This window comes from Kribbella polygonati (genome assembly GCF_050320105.1).
GTDB lineage: Bacteria > Actinomycetota > Actinomycetes > Propionibacteriales > Kribbellaceae > Kribbella.
In genome coordinates, this window is sequence record NZ_CP190129.1 from 4,968,286 (window position 1) to 4,988,326 (window position 20,041).

Here is a 20,041-nt window from a genome sequence, read left to right on the forward strand (position 1 = left end):
CGGACTTGCCGGTGACCTGGTCGCGGGCCCAGACGCGGTCGCCGACCTTGATGTTCTCGATCGGCTTCTCGGGTGGCGCCTCGGACTCCCTTGGCCTCTTTCGCGGCTTTGAGGCCTTGTTCGCGTACCTCGTGGCCTTGGTGTCGACGACGCGGATCGCCATCGTTCCGTGGCCGCACTGCACGGCCCCTCAAGAGCAGCCCACCCGAGGGCGATAAACCGACCGCAACCCCGCGCGGTCGCGCACCCCGTCACCATTGACGCTACTGCGACAAGCCCGGGAATCTGCCCCCAAGTTCATCCGGTCCACACTCACTCAAACGCCATTCAACGGCTTCCAAGAATTCCATGGGCGGCTTATATTGATGAGATGAAATATAGTGAACGATCAACGACGGAGCGGAATAGACAATCCCCTGACGGCTGGCCACATGAAACTCACCCATACCCAGCGAGACGTATCCACGCTCGACCGGAGCCGGCACCCTGAGCGGTGACTCCGCATCACAGAAGTCGCAGTCGTGCACCCCCCGAAGGAGCGTGCTGTCGTCTATCGGCCACACGAGCAACGCACGCAAAAAGTCGTCGGGGACCGCACCCCTGGAATAACTGTACTCCGCCGACAACCATCCAATATTCACCATATCTGGCTGATTCGACAGGTATTCGTACGGAGAAAGATCCGCGTAATAACTCACGATTCACCTCGTGTTAGTGCAGGCCGCCCAATGACATACTCCCATGTTCGGGGCCAGCAAATCGCTCAGCGGGGTCCGGCGACCAACAGTTCGGGAGCCGGCGTGGATCGTCAAATTGTCCGGAGTTTTCAAGACATAATTTGGAATAGCCGATCCAGGTCCGTAGATATCAACTGGAACCACTTTTCCTCCTGTCTCGATGGCCCGGCCGATGGAATCTGGAATACCGTCGCCGAGCTTTGAGTAAACATACACCGTCGTTCCGGCGGGGACGACTGTGTCGCCATCTCCCCAACTGTACGTTCCGTGTCCGGCGAAGACCGTTTGGCCGTCTGCCCGCCCGCCCGCGAGCACCTTCGCCGCATAGCCTTCACCGTCTCCTCCCCTCATCACTACTTTGGCACCCTTGGCGGCCTTCGCGGCTTTGAGGCCCTTGTTGGCGTACTTCGTGGCCTTGGCGGCGGTGGCGGCGTAGCCGGCTACGGGGATGGCGGAGGCAGCGCTGAGGGCGGCGTTGACGTAGTCGCCTTCGGCGGCGTACCAGCCGGCGTTCGCTAGGTCGGCGACTTCTCCGACGACCGGGATCAGGCCGATGCCGTCCAGGATGGCGTGGCCGATGTCGGCCTTGTGGTGTTTGACGGTGTCGAGGAAGTCCTTCCAGTTCTGCTTGATGTTCCCCTTGCCAGGGCCGTCGATGCTGTACTGCTGCGATGCGTTGTTGACGACGTTTCCGGTCTGGTTGACGGCGTCCTGGTAGATCTCATCGGTCTGGCCCCGCGTGTCGTTGACCAGGTCCTGAGAGGTGCCGCCTCCGGTCGGGTTGCCCCGCGTGACGATCGGCTTGGTAACGCCAGGTGCGTTGGGTTGCGGGTTGTTCTTGACCTGTTCCTCGAGGTCCTGCCGTGCAGCGATCGCGGGATCCGGCGGCTTCGGCTTCGCCTTGGGCTTGGTCGGCGTCGGGTCGTGCGGCTTGTTCGGCTTGTCGGTGTCGTCCGGCGGGTCGACGGGGCAGGACAGGCGGGGGTCCGGGCACGTCGGCTTCACGGGCGGCGGCTCATCCGGGCACTTTCGCCCACCTTCACAGATGTCCTTCGGGATCTTGCCGCCCGTCCAAGTGCACTGAGTGCTGCTGGCGGAGTACGACGTCGCCGCGGCGAAGGCTGCGATCGCCGGCCCTGCATCGACGGGATATCCGCCGGGCGGTTTGCGGCCGTCGTTGCTTCCACCGGTGCTCTTACCCGGCTTGTCCTTGCAGACCTGCTTGATCGGGCCGTACGGATCTGTGGCGTAGTTGCCGGTGGGGTCGTAGTTGGTCAGCGGGTCGGCGTTCCCGTACAGGTACTTGTTGGCGCCGGCGGACGGGCCACCGGAGTAGCCGACGGTATCCCGCGAAATGAAGGAGCCGGTGTCCGGGTCGTACCACCGGGCGCCCATGTTGACGTTGCCCGTCGAGGGATCGCTCCAGTCGCTCTGGTAACCCACGCCGTACTTCAGTCCCGTGGCGGCCAACTCCTTGCCGAACGGATCGTACGATCGTGAGTCCGGTAGCGCGCTCAGAGTCGCGTCCGCGGGGTCGAAACCGCCGGTGATGTCCGTATGGCCGTCCGACAACAGCAGGCGCCGGGTCTGCCCCTGCGCAAGCGACAACACATCGCCCCCGGCGCCGCGGCCGTACGTCTGTGTGCCGTCGGCAACCACTTCGTCGCCGAGCCCCGCGTACTGCACGTTCGTGCCACCCGCGGTCACCGCACGGTCGTTCCCGTCGTACTGGTACGAGCGTCCGCCCTGCTCGACGATCCGGTCGAAGGCGTCGGACTTCGTGGACTCGGTCACGGATCCGGTGGTCTTCGACAGCAGTGTCCCTCGGGCCGAGTAGCTGTAGTCCGCCGTTCCGTCCGTGATCAGGCGGTTGCGTTCGTCGTACCGTGCGGTCGTCGCATCCACCTCGGTGCGGTTGCCGGAGTCGTCCCAGCCATACGTCGTAGTCTTTCCGCCGACCGTCCAGGTTTTGAGCCGCCCCGCGTCGTCGTAGGTGTACGAGTTGGCGCCGGCCCCTTCGACGCCGGTCGTCGTCTTCCCGGTGAGCCGGTCGTCCAGGTCGAACCCGTACGCGACCGAGCTGACCGTGGCGCCCGTGCTGTTCTTCAAGGCGTCCGACTTCAGCCGGCCCAGGTCGTCGTACTCGAAGGTCCGGACACGGCCGAGGCCGTAGCCGATCGACTTCGGCAGACCGGCATTGTCGTATCCGAGCGTTTCCGTTGTCCTGGTGACCGAGTCCGTGACCGAGGACAGCCGGCCCTTGGTGTACCCGAAGTCGGCCGTTCCGGAGGCGTCGGTCCGCTGCACGAGCGCGCCGTCCGGGTTGAAGGAGAAGCTGGCGTCGCCCGACGTACCCGACGCCGTCAACAGCTGGCCCCGGTCGTTGTAGGTGTAGCCGTTGTCGGTGCCGGGCCCCTTGACCGAGGTCACCCGGCCGAGCGAGTCGTACTCGATGTGGCGCTCGGCGGCCGTTACGCCGGTGCCGCTTCCCGACTCGTCGGTCAGCCGCCCGGCGGCATCGAAGGTACGCGTCCGATTGACTCCACCCGGTTCGGTCAGACCGACCGGATTACCTGCCGCGTCATAGGCTGTGGTCCAGGTTCGATCGGCGGCGGCGGCCGGATGCGCGACCGTCGACGGCTCGATGACCGACTCGGTCAGCCCCAGGCTGTTCAGGGTCGTGTACGTCGAGTTGCCGCGGCCGTCGGTGTAGCGCGTCTGGTTGCCGGCCGCGTCGTATCCGAAGGTTGTGGTGATCGTCTTGCCCGACGTCACCGTCTCCTGTTGCTGGGTCAGCCGGGACAGCGCGTCATAGGTGTACGACGTCTGCCCGCCGACCGGCGGCGTCGCCGTCAGGACGTTGCCGTCCGCATCGACCGTGTAGCTCGTCTTCCGCAGCTGTGTCTGCGCCGCATCCAGATCGCTCTTCTGGAGCAGACGATCCGCCAGGTCGTAGGTCGAGACATTGGTCCGTCCCAGTCCGTCGACCTGTTCGACCTGCCGCCCGAGGAAGTCGTAGCCGAACTGCGTCACGACGTTCGACGGGTCCGTCACCTTGATCGGCTGACCGAGTGTGTCGTACGTCGTGGTGCTCGTCGCACCCGTCGGCGACATGGTCGAGGTGACGTGATCGGAGTCGTCGTAAGTGAACCGGGTGACGAAGTTGTCGGTCGCCGGCTTCCGCTCGACCTGCGTCTGCGTGATGACACGATCGAGGTCGTCGTACGTCGTCTCCACGCGTCCGCCCAGCGCGTCGACGGTGGCCTTCGGATCGCCATTGCCGGTGTACTCGTACGACGACACGGCGCGGTCGTCGTTCGTCGTGGCGGGCTGATCACGTTTGACCAGCCGATTCTGCCGGTCGTAGCTGAGGAGAGTGTCCGCTCCACGAGCATCGGTGACCTTTACGACGTTGCCGTTCGGGTCGTACGCCGTCTTCACCGTCGGCGTGGTCGCGGTGCCACCGGGCGGCGTGTAGGACGGTGCCGTCGACTCGATGGGCAGGCCGAGCTTGTCGTAGACCGTGTGCCCGATGTTGCCGACGGCGTCCTTCGTGGACACGACCGATCCGTAGGCGTCGTAGCCGACGACGGTCACCGGCGACTCCGGTGTCGCGGCCTGACCGTTCGCCTCCACCTGCACCTTCGGCAGCGTCACGACGTCCTGCCGACCGAGCGCGTCGTACCCGTAGGTCGTGGTGAAGTCGGCCGCAACGGCCCCAGCCGCGTTGCCGCGAGGCGACGTCATGGTGGTCTGCAGGCTGCGCTGGTCGTAGGTCCAGCTCGTGGTCAGCCCGGTCGTGGTGTCCAGCCAGACAGTCTGCGACGTGCGCCGCCCGGCCGGGTCGTAGCCGAAGGTCGTCTTGCGCTGCAGACCGCTGACCTGCTGGTGCGTGTTCGAGAAGTCGCCGGTCTCGACCGTCGACAACACGTTGCCACCGAGGTCGTATGTCATCGCGGTCGTCCGGTCGAGACCGCCCGGGTCCACAATGCTGGTCTTCACCCGGCCGGCACCGTCACGGGTGTACGCCGTTTTCGTCTTCCCGTTGTCCGTCACCTGGGTCAACAGGTTCCCGGCACCGTCATAGGTGTCCACCTCGAGGACGAAGTCGCGGGTCGTGCCGTCCGGATCGTGGAAGTCCTTCAGGGTCTTCGACTTCAGCAGCCCGTCGTCGTAGTACTGGTAGCTGACGGTTCGTCCCATGGTGTCGGTCTCGCGCACCACCCGGCCGGTCTGGTCGTACCCGAACGATCGAAGCACCTTGTAGCCGGCGTCCCCCGTACTGTCCGCGTCCCGCAGCCGGACCTCGGCCAGCTTGTTGCGCGCGGTGTACGCATACTCGTACCGGTTGCCGTTGGCATCGATCATGGCAGTCTGGTTGCCGAACGCGTCGTACTCGTAGCTGACCTCGTTACCCGCACCATCGGTCTGCCGTTCGAGCCGGTTGCGGTCGTCGAAGGTGTACGTCGTACGCCGGGGATCGCCTCCACCGAGAAGGTCGACGGTTTCCTGCGCGACTACGTTGCCGTCGTCGTCGTAGCTCAGTGTTGCCTTCTGCTGATGTTGGGTTCCGGTTACCTTGTCCGTCGTGACGGGGCCGGTCGTAGTGCTCAGTCGAGACGCGCGGTCATAGGTGAAGGTCGTCGTGACGCCGTCCGGCTGCGCATCGGACGTCTGGGTCTGGCTGATCTTCCGGCCGACCGCGTCGTACGTGTACGACGTCGACATCCCGCTCGGCGTCGTGACCTTCGCGAGCTGACCCGTCGCGTGGTACGCGTACGTCGTGATCGCGCCGCGCGGATCGGTCGTGGTGCGTACCAGTCCCGACGGCATGAGTCCGGTCGGCCCGACCTCGCTGCCGTTGGTGTAGGTGTTCTTCACCGAGCCTGAATCGACGCTGCTCTGAGTGGCCAGATCGCCTTGCGTCACGTAGGTGTAGCTGGTCTTGAACGAGTCGTCCGTGGGGCCCGACGATCGCCCGTCACGAGAGTCGGAGGGCAGGTTCCAGCGCGCATCGAGCGGGTCGGTGAAACCGGTGGCCGGGAACGTCGTGTAACTGGTGTGGCAGTCCGCCGTACCTGACCGGCAGGCCGTCTGCGAGGTGTTGTTCCCCCTGCTGTCGTATCCGAGGCTCACTGTGTCGCCGACTTCGTCGGTCGTCTTGGTCAGCTGACCCGACTTGTCGTACTCGAAGCTGCGGACCGCGATCCCGTCGAGCGCATGCCAGTCGAAGATCGGATCCTCGGAGCCGGATCCTGGTGTGACCACACAGAACTCGGGATCGCCCGGGTCCGGCGTGTTGCAGGTTGTCGGCGAGGGTGACGGCGTCGGGGAAGTGGGCAGATCCTCCTCACGGGTCCCCAGGCCGTTCGGTACGCCGGACCGCAGCATCCAGCCGCCGATTCCGTCGTACTCGTAGAGGTACCGGCGATCCGCGGGATCGCGAACCTCCACGGTGCGGCGAAGGTCGGCCGCACCGCCGGTGACACTGGGCGCGCTGATCCTCCACAGGCCACCGTTGTCGTCGGTGAACTCCTTGATCCGCTCCGTACCGGTGTCGTACGCCGCTGCCGAGACGACCTTGCCGCTCGGAAGCGTGACCGTCGTCAGCTGATCTGCCGCGTTCTTGCCCAACTGGTAGTGCGCCGCGACGACATCGGCGGGCAGCGGGCGGGAGTAGATCGCGACCTCGTCGATCGATCCCTTCAGGTAGTTGCGAGTCGCCGTGCCCCAGCTCGGCCAGGCACCGGGGGCCGGCGTGAAGGCGGCTCCGAGCTGGTTGCTCACCATGTTCAGGTGGTCGATGTTCTTACCGGTGATCGATCCGGCCACCGCGCCGTCGACGTACAGCGTCTGGGTGGACCCGGACGACGAGATCACGACGTGGTGCCAGCGTCCCTCGTCGACCGGCGAGACGGTGCTGATCGGTGCGGCGGAGCCGTGCCAGAACTGGCCGCGGAGCAGGCCGTCCGCGCCGACGTACAGGATCGGCATCCCGGTTGTGGGGCTGCCCTCGATCGCGGCGTTCTGGTAGCCGATCAGCGGGTTGACCACGCCCTTGGTCAGGATCCGGAACCAGAGTTCGATCGACTGATTGCGGTTGCGCCGAACCATTCCGTCGGGGAGCTTGACGTACGACGGCCCGTTCCCGCCGTTGAAGGTGGCCGCGGTGTCGCTGGATCCCGCGATGCCGCCCGCCGCGCCGTTCGTGACGCTCTTGTACGTGCCGTTGTCCTTGCCGAGGTTCTGGGTCACCTCGCTGCCTGCCGGTCCGGACTCGTCGTCGAGCCGGTAGTACGAGTCCGGCTGCGAGTCGACGACGGCAGACCGGTAATGCGAACCCTGGGCAGAGCCGTACGCCGTGCACTTGCCGTCCGGCGCGCAGACGGACGTGAGGAGGTCGCCCGTGTACGTGTATGACCAGACAAGGGGGGCGCCGTCGACCGCCGCTGTGCTGACCGTCGCGATGTGGGCACCGTTCCAGGTGAAGGTCAGCGCCTGGTTGTTGCCCTGCTGACTCACGACCTTGCTCAGCTTGCCGTCGCCGCCGTACTGGAACAGCATCGGCTTGCCCCAGCGGCCCTTGATCTGTGTGAGCTTCCCGGACACCGAGAACGTGTACGTGTTTCCTCCACCGTCCTTCAGCAGCCACGTGTTCGTCGCGCTGTCGACGGTGAGTCCTGCCTTCCGGCTCAGCGGGGCGACGTAGGTTCCGTCGGGATTCTTGCCGAACCGGACCTGCTGTCCGTCGGCATAGCTGGCCAGGACGTTGCCGTCCGTCTCGACGGTCAGCGCGAAGTCGTACTTGCTCGACCACCCGGCACCGAAGACGCCGGTCCGCCGCGGATCCATGCTGTTGTACGTACGGACGACATCGAGCTCGGGACCGGCGACCGGCACTGAGGCGTCCACGTCCGACGTCAGGAAGTTGCCGATGTTCGGGTCGAACGGCTGGTCACCGGTGCCGTACGGCGCATTGGCGAGATGGGAGGTGATCGCCGGCTGCGGTACGTCGGTCAACAGCGCCATCCGGTCCGGTGCCGGCGGCGACACCGTCACCGCTCCGGTCGTGTCCTTCGCCATCAGCCGCCAGGCGTACTCCTTGTTCCAGGACAGCTTCCCGGCCGGGATGTCCCAGTTGCTCGCGGACTGGTACGCCGAGGTGAAGCAACCGACGTAGGTGCCTGTACCGGTCTTCTCGCAGACCTCGAAACTGTAGGTGATGCCGCTCGTCGGGGCGTCGATGTCGTACGCCCGGCCCCAGAGCTGCGGGGTCAACGTCTGCGGGTGATATCCGTTGTCCGGCGACAACTGGTCCACGACCGGCGGAAGGTTACGGACCTCGATCTTGATCTTCGCCGGGGACACGTTCTCCAGGCTGAAGTCCGGACCGCCGACATGAACCATCGTGAAATAGACCTGGTACTGCCGTGCACCGGCGCCGGCACTCATCGCCTTGATCGTGGCGTCGAGCGTCACGCTCGCACCCCGGCGTAACGTGGTCGGCAGGTCCGCGCCGCGATACTGGTACAGCTGCCTGCCGTTCGTGTCGAGGACGACAGTCTTCAGGTAGTACTGCGAAGGGGCCCAGTCCTCGGCGCCCAGGTTCTTGACGGTGATCTTGAGCTTGCCGTCCTGGTTCTGCAGTACCGGCGGGTTCGGCGAGCTGTTGATCGTGTACTTGGCGTTGTACGCCGTGTGGGTGATGAAGAGCTTCGGCGGGTTCGCGACCCCGGAGCCAGTTCCCGCGAACTCCTTCCACGAGCTGTCGTCGTTCACCGGCGCGCGCAGGGACAAGCCTTGATTCGAGCTCGCGTCGTCCACCCACCGCTGTACCAGCGCTGCCCCAGATGCTCCAAGGTTGAAGCTGATCGGGACCGGCTTACAGGCTGTCGAGGTTGATCCGTTCGGGATGTATCCCTGGGCGAACGACCGCGTTGCCAGCGCTGCACCTACCGCCGGTCCCGGATAGGTCAGGCTCGTGCTCGGCGTCCATGCGCCGGTCACCGCGTAGACCGTGACCGGGCGCGAAGCACACGACGGCGCGTTGAAGGAGCTCACCTGGAGCTGTGCACCGTAGATCGTGTGGTAGCGCAACTCGTCCGGAAGATCGAACTTGAGGTACGCAGCTGATCGGTTGCCGGCCCGGCGGCCGATCATGAAGTCGCTGTCGCTCAGGTAGCTGCCGGAATCCCGGACGGTGACGCCTTGACTCGATCTCGCTTCGGTCACCGTCGGGTCCACCCGAACCGGATAGACCCGCGCCGGATCGTCGAGCCACTGTCCGTCCAGCGTCACCTCGAGTGCTTGCCGGCCGGCGACGTCCGTCAACCGGTAGCTCACTCCGCTCGACGTCGCCGACGCCCCGTCCACCATGAACCCGGCCGGAATCCTGGCCTTCTGGTTGCCCTGGGCATCAACAAGTGCAATGCCGCCGGTGTCCTGCCGGGCGGTCAAACCCTGGAGGTACAACGGGAAGACGTACGAGCGTGCTGACGACTTGGATCGGAGGACGACGGTCTCTTTGATCCCGCCCGGCTGCGCGGTCAACTCGAGGTCGGCGCCGCGCGCGAACGCGGCGTACCGAACGGTGTCCGTTCCACTGGCGACACCGGCCACCTGCGTGCCCTGACCGGCACCCCAGCCGACCTTCTCGCCACCGGCCAGCGTCACCTCGGCAACAGCCTGGCCGGGGATGATCGCTGCCGCCATCGACGAGCGAACGTTGTCTCCGGTGGTGCTCCATCCGTCGCCTGCGATCGCCTGCTGTCGACCGAGGACGACCTTCGCCGGTGACCACGTGCCGTCGGGCTTGAGGTAGTTCGCGGGCGTCGTGGACACCACAGTGGTTTCGGTGCCGTCGGCGTTCGCATAGGTGTTCCGGTAGCGGGACCGCTTGTCCGGGACCTCCCGGCTGGTCCGGCTGTCGAACCCCTTCGCCGCCGTTGCCTGTCCCGAGACGACCTGAACGGCGTTGGAGCCCTTCGGGGTCGTGGGCGTCAACCGCAGTTCCGGATAGCGGGACTTGAGACTCGCCGGGACGGTCCTGTTGACCTCGTCGCCGATGACGTGTGGCTGATTCGCGGCGGTTCCTTCGCGCTGCGCCGGCGCAGGCTGTGGACGATGATCTGCCCGCCCGCTTCGCTGCGCGACGGCCGATGCGGTAGCGCCGAAGTTCACTGCACTCAGTTGCATCGCGGCGACCGCAACCAGTGCCGTCGCCTTGCTCAGCCACCGAGGAAAGATCGTCTGCTTTCGGGCGCGCGACAGCGATCCGGCCATGCGGAGTACCCCCAGGTGAAGTTGCGCTACTCGTCCCCCGAGTCACGACAACGACACGGAACCTAACACTCTGCAACGTCGATTGCAGCCGGTCAGCGAGTAATTGCAGGTTGTTGCAGTTTCCTGCGTCAGACGACGTTCCGCGGGTAGTGTCCGTGCCGATTCAGATCCGCTCACGACGGGCGGACTCACGTGATCTGTCGGGCATGCGGCTCGGGGCGGGTATCGCGCATGCACAGCCTCGACCTGGGGGTTCCATGTTCAGCACAGTTCCGAGCGGTGCGACCGTTGCCGGTTTGCGCCGTAAGCTCACGATCGCCGCAGTGTCCGCGGGCCTCGCCGGCAGCGTTCTGGTCGGCGGAGCGGCCGCACCGGCACAGGCCGAGGACGCGAACATCACCTGCAAGCCGGCCCAAGACGTCTTCGCGGTCGCTGACGACGGCAGTCTGATCCGCTATCAGTTCAACGACCTGAGCACCATCGCATCGCCGGTCCAGGCAGCAGCTCCAGCCACCATCGGCGGCGGGTGGACCAACTTTCAGAAGGTTCTCGCCGGACCGGACGGCTGGCTGTATGCGACGAGCACGGCAGGCACCTGGGCCTACCACTGGGACGGCACGAAGTGGGACGTCTCGGCGAAGTCGCTCGGCACCGGCTTCAGGTCCTACGCGGACCCGTCCCGGCAGAACAAGCTCACCATCGACTCGCGGGGCGACTTCTGGGCGATCCTCGACGACGGCACGCTGCGCCGGTACGAGTACAACGCGACCACGAACGCCTTGACCAGCCGGCCCATCGCGAGCGGCTGGGGAGGGTACAACCTGATCACCGCCGCGGGCGACGGCGTCATCTACGCCAGGACGACGGCAGGTGCCCTGCACCGCTATCAGTTCGAGAAGACGAGCGACCGGCTGATCCAGCGCACCGAATTCGGCGGCGGCTGGAACAACTTCGGCAAGGTGTTCTCCGTCGGTGGTGACATCATCCTTGCGATCGACGCGACCGGCCGGCTCGCGCAGTACCGCTATCGGCCGGTTCCGGACGGAACCTGGGTGCTGATGAACAACACGATCGGGGGCGGGTGGGGCTTCGTCGCAGTCGTCGGAACGTCCAACGCGTGTCGGCTGACGGCGTCGTTCGTTCCTTCCGCCCCGCAAGTGCCGACCGAGCAGAACTCGGCGATCGCCGTACTCCAGACGGCCGGTGGTCAGATCGAGTACAGCTACACCGACAACATCGGCCAGGCGCAATGGGGCCATCAGCCAGACCCCACGGACTTCGGTGGCACGGCGTGGACACCGGTCAACGGCGCCGACGCGTTCACCGGCACGCCTGGTCTTGTTGTCGGCGCCGACAACAAGGTCGACATCACGCTGCACAACATCAACAGCACGTTCGCGGGACGGGTGCAGACCGCCCCGGCATCGACCCAGGTCGGGGCAGCGCTCGATCGCGGTGGGTTCATGGCTTCCAGCGCCGTCTCGGTGCTGAACCCGTCGACCAGCAAGATCGTGATGTTCTCCGTCGACGGGGCCGGCGCGTTGTGGGGGAAGCCCGAGGGCGCCGGTGGGCTCCTCGCCTGGCAGAAGTTCACCAGCCCGGTGTTGTCCGGAGTGCCCGCGGTCGGACCAGGCCCCAGCAACACGACGACAGTCATCGCCCGTGACACCGCCGGCACGTACTGGGCCGCGAACTGGAACGGGACAGAGCTCTCCGCATTCAGCAGCCTCGGAGGGAGCGGATTCGTCGGCAAGGTGTCCATCGTGCGGTACCCAGGTGATCTCCTCAGGGTTTTCGCCAAGGATGCGACAGGGCACCTGGTGACGCAGAAGCAGACCGCGCCGGGGACGGCCTTCCCGGGCACGTGGGAGACGATTGCCGCGGACCAGACCTGGCCCGGTTCGCCTGCGGCAATCATGTCGCCCGCTACCGGCCTGATCGAGATCCTCGTGCGGGGGGCTGACGGCAAGAACTACTTCGCCCAGGAGATCGCCCAGGGCTCCGGCAGTTGGGGAGCCTTCAAGGACACGATGCCGTCGGTGAGCGAGCAGTACACCCCGGATCCGGCGCCGTTCGTCTACACGGCTGACGGCGTCGCCAACTGGGCGTTCGTCACACACACCCAGGACTTCCAGGTTCGGGTCGTGACGGCGAGTTCCGCGTCCGCCGCCAAAACGGCCAAGGTCGCAAAGGTCGCTGACCCGGTGTTCTCCGTGCACAAGCTGCCGAAGGCGCCCAAGTAGCGGCACTGAGGGCGCGGGGTCGTCGGTGGGGGCACCGGCGGCCCCGTGCGGCGTGGTGGTGCCGTGGCACTGGGGGGTCAGGGGATGGGTTGGCTCGGGGCGGGTGGGCGGGGAAAATCTGCGGACTCGGCCGCACCGCCCACGCGGCCCGATCTCTGGAGGACCGCTATGCGATCTTTCATCACCCGTCCCCGCGCTCTGGCCGTGCTGCTGGCCGGGAGCGCACTCGCGTTCAGTCCGCTCGGCGGGCAGGCGACGGCCAAGGCGCCGCTCGACCAGCTCGGGAACCCGGCCTGTTTCACGCCTGAGCAGGGAGCTGCGGCGCGTGGTGGCTTCGGGGCCGACACGCGGGAGTTGTCGGTCCAGGAGCAGCAGGCGATCGACGCCCGTACGGCGCAGATCCTGAAGAGCAAGGGGCACGACGCCAAGCGGCTCGCGGCGGCGAGTGTGCCGGTGTACGTGCACGTGATGCTGAGTACGTCGGGGGCCGGTGACGTCACCGACAACCAGATCGCGCAGCAGATCGCCGAGCTGAACCAGGACTACGCCGGCCAGGAGTCGTCGCAGGCCGCGAACACCGGGTTCACCTTCTACCTGGCCGGGACCGAGCGGATCAAGAACGACCAGTGGCACAACGACAAGCAGTCCACGCAGTACCGGTCGCAGACGCGGCAGGGCGGGAAGAACGCGCTGAACATCTGGCTCGTCGACTTCTCGTACCTCGGCATCGCGACGTTCCCGTGGGACTACGCGAAGAGCCCGAAGATCGACGGGATCCGGGTGCAGTACAGCTCGCTGCCCGGCGGTTCGGCGACCAACTACAACGAAGGCAAGACCGCGTCGCACGAGGCGGGGCACTGGTTCGGGCTCTACCACACGTTCCAGGGCGGTTGCACGAGTACGAACGACTCGGTGGCCGACACGCCCGCGCAGAGCAGCGCGTCCAGCGAGTGCCCGACCGGGCGGGATTCCTGCTCGCTGCCGGGGCTGGACCCGATCCACAACTACATGGACTACTCCTACGACTCCTGCTACAACCAGTTCACGCCCGGCCAGTCAAGTCGCATGAGCAACATGTGGACTGCCTACCGTGGATGAGACCCTACTGTGACATCTGGACCGTTCGGCAACTAGAGTGCGGCCGATGCGTTTGCTTCTGACGGCCTGCGCTACCACCGCCTTGGTGGTCGCCGGACCTCTGACAGCGACTGCCGCCGACCAAGGCCCGCAAGGCCATGACAAAATGGTCGGCGGTGAGTTGCTGACCGCGAAGCCGACGGTGGTCGCCGACGGGGCGGCGCCGCCGGCGGTGCAGGCGTCGGCGTACGTCGTCGCCGATCTGGACACCGGTCAGGTGCTCGCGGCCAAGGCCCCGCACGCCAAGCTGCGCCCGGCGAGCACGCTCAAGACGCTGACCGCACTGGTCCTGCTGCCGCGGCTGAAGAAGACCGATCCGGTCATCGGTACGCCGGCCGACGCCGGCATCATCGGCAGCAAGGTCGGGGTGTACCCGGGCCTGCACTACACCGTCGACCTGCTCTTCCGCGGCATGTTCCTGGCCTCCGGGAACGACGCCGTACACGCGCTCTGCGCGCACGACCAGGGCGGGATCCCGGCGACGATCCAGCGGATGAACGACAAGGCGAAGGACCTCGGCGCGCTCGACACGACCGTCACGGACCCGACCGGGCTGGACGCCGACGGGCAGTACTCCAGCGCGTACGACCTGGCCCTGTTCGCGCAGGCGGGCCTCGCCCGTCAGGACTTCGCGATGTACGCGTCCACGAAGTACACGAACTTCCCGAACGCCGGGAACAAGGGCACCTACCAGGTCGCGAACCAGAACAAGCTGCTGTTCAGCTACGACGGTGCGCTCGGCGTGAAGACCGGGTACACGACGCTGGCCCGGAACACGTTCGTCGGCGCCGCGCGCCGCAACGGGCACACGCTCGTGGTGACGATGATGAACGCGCCGCACGGCATCACGCAGGACGCGGGCAACCTGCTGACCTGGACGTTCGACAACTACGGCAAGCTGAAGCCGGTCGGCACCCTGGTCAAGCCGGCCGCCGCGCCGCCGAAGACGCAGACGCAGGGCAAGAACGGCACCGACGACAAGCCGACCGTCCGCAAGGCCGGCGAACCGCCGACCCGCGCCGCGCTCGGCCCCGGCCAGGCGGTCACGTCGCTCGCCTTCCGGGTCCCGGTCTGGGCGTACGCCGGCCCGCCTGTCCTCCTGCTCGGCCTGTTCCTCCGCCGCCCCCGAGCACTACGCCGCCGCCGTCACTGAACACGCCGCAAGCCGTCACAGGCGCGGAACAGTCACGGGCGGCGTACGGCGCGGATCGCCTTGGCGGCCTGGAGGGCGAGCGTGCTGAGGGTGACCCCGAGGACGGCTCCGGCGGCGACGGCGACCGTGTCGGCCTTCCGTTCCGGGATCGGGACGACCTTGTAGCGCTTGCCCGGCGGGCCGAGCAGCAGCGGCTCGGGTTCGGGCTCGACCTGCTCGACCACGGGCTCCCGGTCGAGCGTCGCCTCCTTGGTCCAGGCGGCGATCAGCATGATCACCCGGATCATCAGGTAGATCCACACGAGCAGCGCGAGCGGCAGGGCCAGCGTGCCGTACGCCGCGTTCGTGCCCATCACGTGGTCGACGTACACGTTGCCCAGCTTCTGCGCCAGGTAGAACACGACACCTCCGGCCAGCGCGCCGATCAGCGCGATCCGCGGCGGCAGCACGATCCGCGGCAGCGCGGTCAGCAGGTACCCGAACAGCAGCGCGCCCGCGCCGATGCCGACCACGATGCTGATCAGGTCGAGGCCCCAGCTCGCCACCCAGGTGCCGTCCAGGTGCGTCGCCCGGACGATCCGCACGGACAGCCCGGTGAGCACCGACGAGGCGCCGGTGGCGACCAGCCCGATCAGGCCGAGCCCGATCAGCGCACCGAAGTCGGCGGCCTTCTGCTGTACGGCGTTCCCGGGCTCGTCGTCGAGCTCGTGCATCAGCCGGATCGAGGCCCGCATCGCGTCGATCCAGCCGAGCCCGGTGAACAGCAGGCCGACCCCGGACACCAGCCCGATCGTGCCGGCGTGCGAGATCAGCCCGTCGATGTCGATGTTGTTGCCGATGCCGGGCAGGTTCTGCCGCAGCGACTCCTTCAGCGCCTCGATCGCGTCGTGCCCGAGCAGCGACCCGACCACCGCGGCCGCCAGCACGATCAGCGGGAACAGCGACAGGAACCCGAAGAACGTACTCGCCGCCGCCAGCCGCCCGCCCCGCTGATGCCCGTACCGCTGCCAGGCCCGCCAGAGCTGAGTACGACTGAACCGGGCCCACGCAGTTTTCACAGGGTCAACCTGCCAGCGGGAACGATCGCTGGGGGCGCCACACGCCGTCGGCGCCGTGTTCGTAACGGCTGAAGTACTCGACCTCGAAGTCGCAGTCGTACTCCGACAACGCGTCGTACGCGCGGTCGAGGGCGTCCTTGTCCAGGTCGTGCGCCACCGTGACGTGCGGGTGGTACGGGAACTTCAGGTCGACCTGCAGCGGGCCGGAGCGGACCTGCGACTGCAGCACCTCGCAGGACGAGATGCCCTCCGCGAGCGGGACGAACACGACCGGCGAGATCGGCCGGAACGTCGCCGTACCGCGCAGCCGGATCCGGAACTTCGGGAACCGGGCGGCGACCGCGAGCAGGTGCTCGTCGATGGTGTCCAGATCCCCGGCCGCGATGTCGGTCGGCGGCAGCAGCGTCACGTGGGTCGGGATCGACGCGGCCATCGGGTCGCCGAAGTCGGCCCGGTACTTCTGCAGCTCCGTGCCGAACGGCTCCGCGATCGGGATCGCGACCCCGATCGTCGTCATGGGGTCGGGCCGGGGACGAAACCGAGGCGGTCGTACACCTTGGCCAGCGTCGGCGCGGTGACCGCGCGGGCGCGTTCGGCGCCGGCCGCCAGGATCGCGTCCAGCTGCGCCTTGTCGTCCAGGTACGTCAGCGTCTTCTCCCGGAACGGGGTGACGAACTCGACCACGACGTCGGCCAGGTCCTTCTTGAAGTCGCCGTACCCGCGACCGGCGTACTCGTCCTCGAGCTCGGAGATCTTGCGACCGGTGAGCGCCGAGTAGATGGTCAGCAGGTTCGCGACGCCGGGCTTGTTCTCCTCGTCGAAGACGACGTCCCGGCCGGAGTCGGTGACCGCGGAGCGGATCTTCTTCGCGCTCGTTTTCGGCTCGTCCAGCAGGTCGATGATGCCGGCCGGCGACGAGCTGGACTTGCTCATCTTCGACGACGGGTCCTGGAGGTCGAAGATCTTCGCGGTCTCCTTGACGATGTACGCCTCGGGCACCCGGAAGGTCTTGCCGAACCGGTGGTTGAAGCGCTGCGCCAGGTCCCGGGTCAGCTCGACGTGCTGGCGCTGGTCCTCGCCGACCGGGACCCGGTCGGCCTGGTACACCAGGATGTCGGCGGCCTGCAGGATCGGGTACGTGAACAGGCCGACGGTGGCGCGGTCGGCGCCGCCCTTCGCGGTCTTGTCCTTGAACTGCGTCATCCGGCTGGCCTCGCCCATCCCGGTGATGCAGGACATCACCCAGGCGAGCTGCGCGTGCTCGGGCACCTGCGACTGGACGAACAGCGTGGACCGCTCCGGGTCGATGCCGGCCGCGAGCAGCTGCGCCGCGGACCGGCGGGTGCGCTCGCGGAGGGCCTTCGGGTCGTACTCCACGGTGATCGCGTGCAGGTCGACGACGCAGTAGAACGCCTCGTGGTCGTCCTGCAGGGCCACCCACTGCCGCAGCGCGCCGAGGTAGTTGCCGAAGTGGAAGGAGTCGGCCGTCGGCTGGATCCCGGACAGCACGCGGGGGCGGCGCTGGGAACCGGCTGCGGAGGGGTCAGGCGCAGCATGAGACATAGGGGTGATTCTGCCAGCGGCCCCGGCGCAGCACGTACCCGGGCGGCGTATCAGTCATATCTCAAGGACTATGTGTCATCAGCCCCGAGTCACCAGGTCCAGCCGCGGGCGGCCAGCGCTTGTTCCTCTTCCCAGCGTTTCGCCTCGGAGCGCTTGGTGTCGGGCGGGTCGGGGCAGCCGGCCAGGCGGCAGGCCTCGTCGAGGAGGTCGTCGTACGCCGCCTCGAGCGCCATCAGGCGGTGGGCCCGGGCGTACACGTGCGGCGTCGACTCGATGCTGCGGATCTTCGTGGAGACCGTGCCGAGGCGGGTCTGCAGCCGGAGCGTGTCGAACGGGTCCGGCTCCGGGGGCGTCACCGGGCGCAGCCGCGCCTTCAGCCGGGCGGCTACGCGCCCCAGGGCGCGCTGCCAGCGCGCCGGCGGCCGGTCCGACAGCAACACGCCGAGCAGACCTCCGAGCAGGACGCAGAGCAGCAGGAACACACTCAACGACGCCAGCCACACCATCGCTCTCACTCACCCTCTTACAGAGAGTACGGCGAGAATCAGTCGCGGTGGTACTTCGTAATCGCGTCGTCTTTCGTGAGCTGGTCCGCGGCGGCCTGGATGCGGGCCGTCCACTCGGACTGCTGCAGCCCGCCGGCCATGAACTGGCCGGTGGCCTCGGCGGCCGTGGTGGCGAAGGCCGGGTACCAGGTGTCGAAGTACCACCGGATCACCTGGTCGCCGGCCGCGGACAGCAGGTCGCGGGCGGAGCTCAGCGCGGTGGTCAGCTCGAGCCCGTCGGCCGAACCGCGGACGATCGTGAGCTGCCTGGACTCCGAGCTGACCTGCGCGGCCACATCCGCGGACAGCAGCGCCCGCAGGTACTCGAGCCCGCCGGCCTTGTTCTTCCCCTTCTCGGGCACGAGGAACGGCGAGGTCGCCGCGACGTGCAGCCCGCTGGCCATCGCGGGCGACGAGTCCAGCGGCGGTACGGCGAACACGGTCAGCGCGAACGCGTCCGGGACCAGGCCCTTCATCTCGTTCTCGAGCCAGTTCCCGCACGGCAGCATCCCGGCCTTCGCGGCGAGGAAGCGCTTCTGCGACCCGATGTGGTCGTACTGCGCGGTGCCGGTGGCGAGCAGGCCGCGCTTGGTGAGTTCGCCGACCGCGTTGATCGCCCGGGTGACGTTCTCGTCCTTCCAGGCGCCGTCCTCGAGGTTGTCGATCCGCTTGGTGACGTCCGGGCCGCCGGTCTTCGCGGCCAGCGTGAGCACCATTTCGAGCAGGTAGTACGGATGCGTGCCCGCGTAGATGAACGGTCCGAGCCCGGCCGCCTTCATGTCGGCGCCCAGCGCCAGCAGGTCCGGCCAGGTCTGCGGCACCTGCCAGCCGTTGCGCTGGAACAGGCTGGCCGAGTACCAGATCCCGTACACGGTGGAGATGTAGTTGAGGGTCCGCTGCGTCCCGTCGAAGTTGCCCGCGTCCAGCATGTCCGGCAGCAACTGGTCCTTGACCTTCGCCGACTGGTTGTCCCACGACGGAGCGTCCAGCAGTTGCTGCAGGTCGGCGAGCTGACCGTCCTTGATCAGGCGGCCGAGCTCCAGCCTCTGGTCGCCGGTGGACAGCACGACGTCCGGCGGCGTACCGGTCGCGAACCGCGGCATCAGCTCGTCCAGCAGCTGCGTGGACAGCTTCGGCGTGATCGTCGCCCCGGCGTACTTCTTCCGGTACGCCGCGGCCGCGAACCCGCCGTACTCCTCGGTGATCACCACGTCCACCGGAGCGTTCCCGTCCACGCTGAACGGGTTCTCCGGCGACACGACCGGGGCGGCCGGCGCGTTGGAGCACCCGCTCAGGACCGCACCGGCCAGCGCCCCTTGCAGTAACGTCCGCCGTTTCAGCACCCCGGCAGGCTAGTACCTCGGAGTGGCTTCAGGCGGTACGTCGGATGCGGCCGGCGTACCGTGCCTCGAGCTCGTGGTTGTGCTCGTCGCCGCCGGGGATGTTCGCGGACAGGTACACCGGCGGGGTCTCGCCGGCGTCGGTCATCCGGCGCAGCACCTCGGCGACCAGCAGCTGGGCGATCAGCGCGGCGGTGATCGACGACACCGCACAGACCTTGCCGGCGTCGCCGGGCAGGTCCAGGACCGAGTCGCCGTACGGCGCGTGGTTGTCGAGCACGACGTCGGCGAAGTCGATCAGCTTCTTGCCGGACGGGTGCCGCGACTCCATCCCGCCGGTGTGCTGCAGCGAGGTGATCGCGATCAGCGGGTGCCCGTGCTCCTTGGCGACGCTGGCCAGCTCGACGATCGAGCCGTTCACGCCGGAGTTCGACGCGATGATGAACATGTCGCCCTCGCGGGCCGCGGACAGTTCGTACAGCTTCCGCGAGTACTGCGGGTCGCGCTCGAGCTCGGCGCTGCGCAGCAGCTCCGGCGGCTCGCCGCCGAGCAGCACCAGGTCGCGCAACGCGATCCGGTTGGTGGCGATCAGGCCGCCGGCCCGGCCGGCGATCTCCATCGCGAGCGCCTCGGAGTGCCCGGAGCCGAAGGCCTGGATGACGCCGTTCGCGCGCAGCGACGCGGTCATCAGGTCGGCGCCGGCCTGGATCGGACCGTCGATCTGGGTGGTGACCGCGGCCAGGATCGGGGTCAGAGTGTGCACGTAGGCCTGCGCACTCACGCCCTGGACACCGTCGGTCTCCCCCGTGTTACTGCTGGCCATCAGGCCCACCCCTCGACTAATCGGCTCTCAGCGACACTCGCGGTGCCGACAAATGCGCAAGTTTGCGGTTTGCTGGACAGAACTTTTCTCAACTCGCAGCTAAAGTCAAGGCTCATCCGTGTCATCTCCCCATTCGGGACCGTTGCGTAAGCAGTTTGGA

At 67.2% G+C, this 20,041-nt stretch carries 11 protein-coding genes; 3 read left to right on the top strand and 8 right to left on the bottom strand.

Annotated features, from left to right (window positions below):
- Positions 1-263: 263 nt before the first annotated feature.
- Both ACQHIV_RS23540 and ACQHIV_RS23545 read right to left on the bottom strand, forming a co-directional pair.
- Positions 264-698 carry a hypothetical protein gene (locus ACQHIV_RS23540; RefSeq protein WP_427885159.1) on the bottom strand — a complete coding sequence of 145 codons (435 nt, stop codon included), beginning with the start codon at positions 696-698 and terminating at the stop codon, positions 264-266.
- 3 nt (positions 699-701) lie between these two features.
- The gene (locus ACQHIV_RS23545) at positions 702-9,932 is read right to left on the bottom strand and encodes a putative adhesin (protein WP_427885160.1); all 9,231 of its coding nucleotides are present in this window, start codon (positions 9,930-9,932) and stop codon (positions 702-704) included.
- Between the two features lie 344 nt (positions 9,933-10,276).
- Between ACQHIV_RS23545 and ACQHIV_RS23550 the strand changes: the two genes are divergently transcribed.
- From ACQHIV_RS23550 to ACQHIV_RS23560, 3 genes are all read left to right on the top strand, one after another.
- Complete coding sequence (locus tag ACQHIV_RS23550; protein ID WP_427885161.1) at positions 10,277-12,262, top strand: tachylectin-related carbohydrate-binding protein; 1,986 nt, start codon at positions 10,277-10,279, stop codon at positions 12,260-12,262.
- 168 nt (positions 12,263-12,430) lie between these two features.
- Positions 12,431-13,360, top strand: coding sequence for a zinc metalloprotease (locus ACQHIV_RS23555; protein WP_427885162.1), 930 nt, complete (start codon positions 12,431-12,433; stop codon positions 13,358-13,360).
- Between the two features lie 46 nt (positions 13,361-13,406).
- Entirely contained in the window at positions 13,407-14,552 is a 1,146-nt protein-coding gene (locus ACQHIV_RS23560; protein ID WP_427885163.1) for a D-alanyl-D-alanine carboxypeptidase family protein, read from the top strand.
- A 32-nt stretch (positions 14,553-14,584) separates the two neighbouring features.
- Here ACQHIV_RS23560 and ACQHIV_RS23565 read toward each other — a convergent pair whose 3' ends face one another.
- From ACQHIV_RS23565 to ACQHIV_RS23590, 6 genes are all read right to left on the bottom strand, one after another.
- Positions 14,585-15,610: a YihY/virulence factor BrkB family protein gene (locus tag ACQHIV_RS23565; RefSeq protein WP_427885164.1), complete on the bottom strand. Its 1,026-nt coding sequence runs from the start codon at positions 15,608-15,610 to the stop codon at positions 14,585-14,587.
- Between the two features lie 4 nt (positions 15,611-15,614).
- On the bottom strand, positions 15,615-16,127 hold the full coding sequence (locus tag ACQHIV_RS23570) for a 2'-5' RNA ligase family protein (protein ID WP_427885165.1): 513 nt from the start codon (positions 16,125-16,127) through the stop codon (positions 15,615-15,617).
- Complete coding sequence (gene trpS / locus ACQHIV_RS23575) at positions 16,124-17,173, bottom strand: tryptophan--tRNA ligase (RefSeq protein WP_427885166.1); 1,050 nt, start codon at positions 17,171-17,173, stop codon at positions 16,124-16,126. The genes ACQHIV_RS23570 and trpS overlap by 4 nt, the downstream gene beginning before the upstream one ends.
- 89 nt (positions 17,174-17,262) lie before the next feature.
- Positions 17,263-17,688 carry a hypothetical protein gene (locus tag ACQHIV_RS23580; RefSeq protein WP_427885167.1) on the bottom strand — a complete coding sequence of 142 codons (426 nt, stop codon included), beginning with the start codon at positions 17,686-17,688 and terminating at the stop codon, positions 17,263-17,265.
- Between the two features lie 29 nt (positions 17,689-17,717).
- Positions 17,718-19,061 (bottom strand): N-acetylglucosamine/diacetylchitobiose ABC transporter substrate-binding protein, encoded by a 1,344-nt coding sequence (gene ngcE, locus ACQHIV_RS23585; RefSeq protein WP_427885168.1) that lies wholly within the window; start codon positions 19,059-19,061, stop codon positions 17,718-17,720.
- A 28-nt stretch (positions 19,062-19,089) separates the two neighbouring features.
- A complete protein-coding gene (locus ACQHIV_RS23590; protein ID WP_427885169.1) occupies positions 19,090-19,881 on the bottom strand; it encodes a sugar isomerase domain-containing protein in 792 nt (263 codons plus the stop codon).
- Positions 19,882-20,041 lie beyond the last annotated feature (160 nt).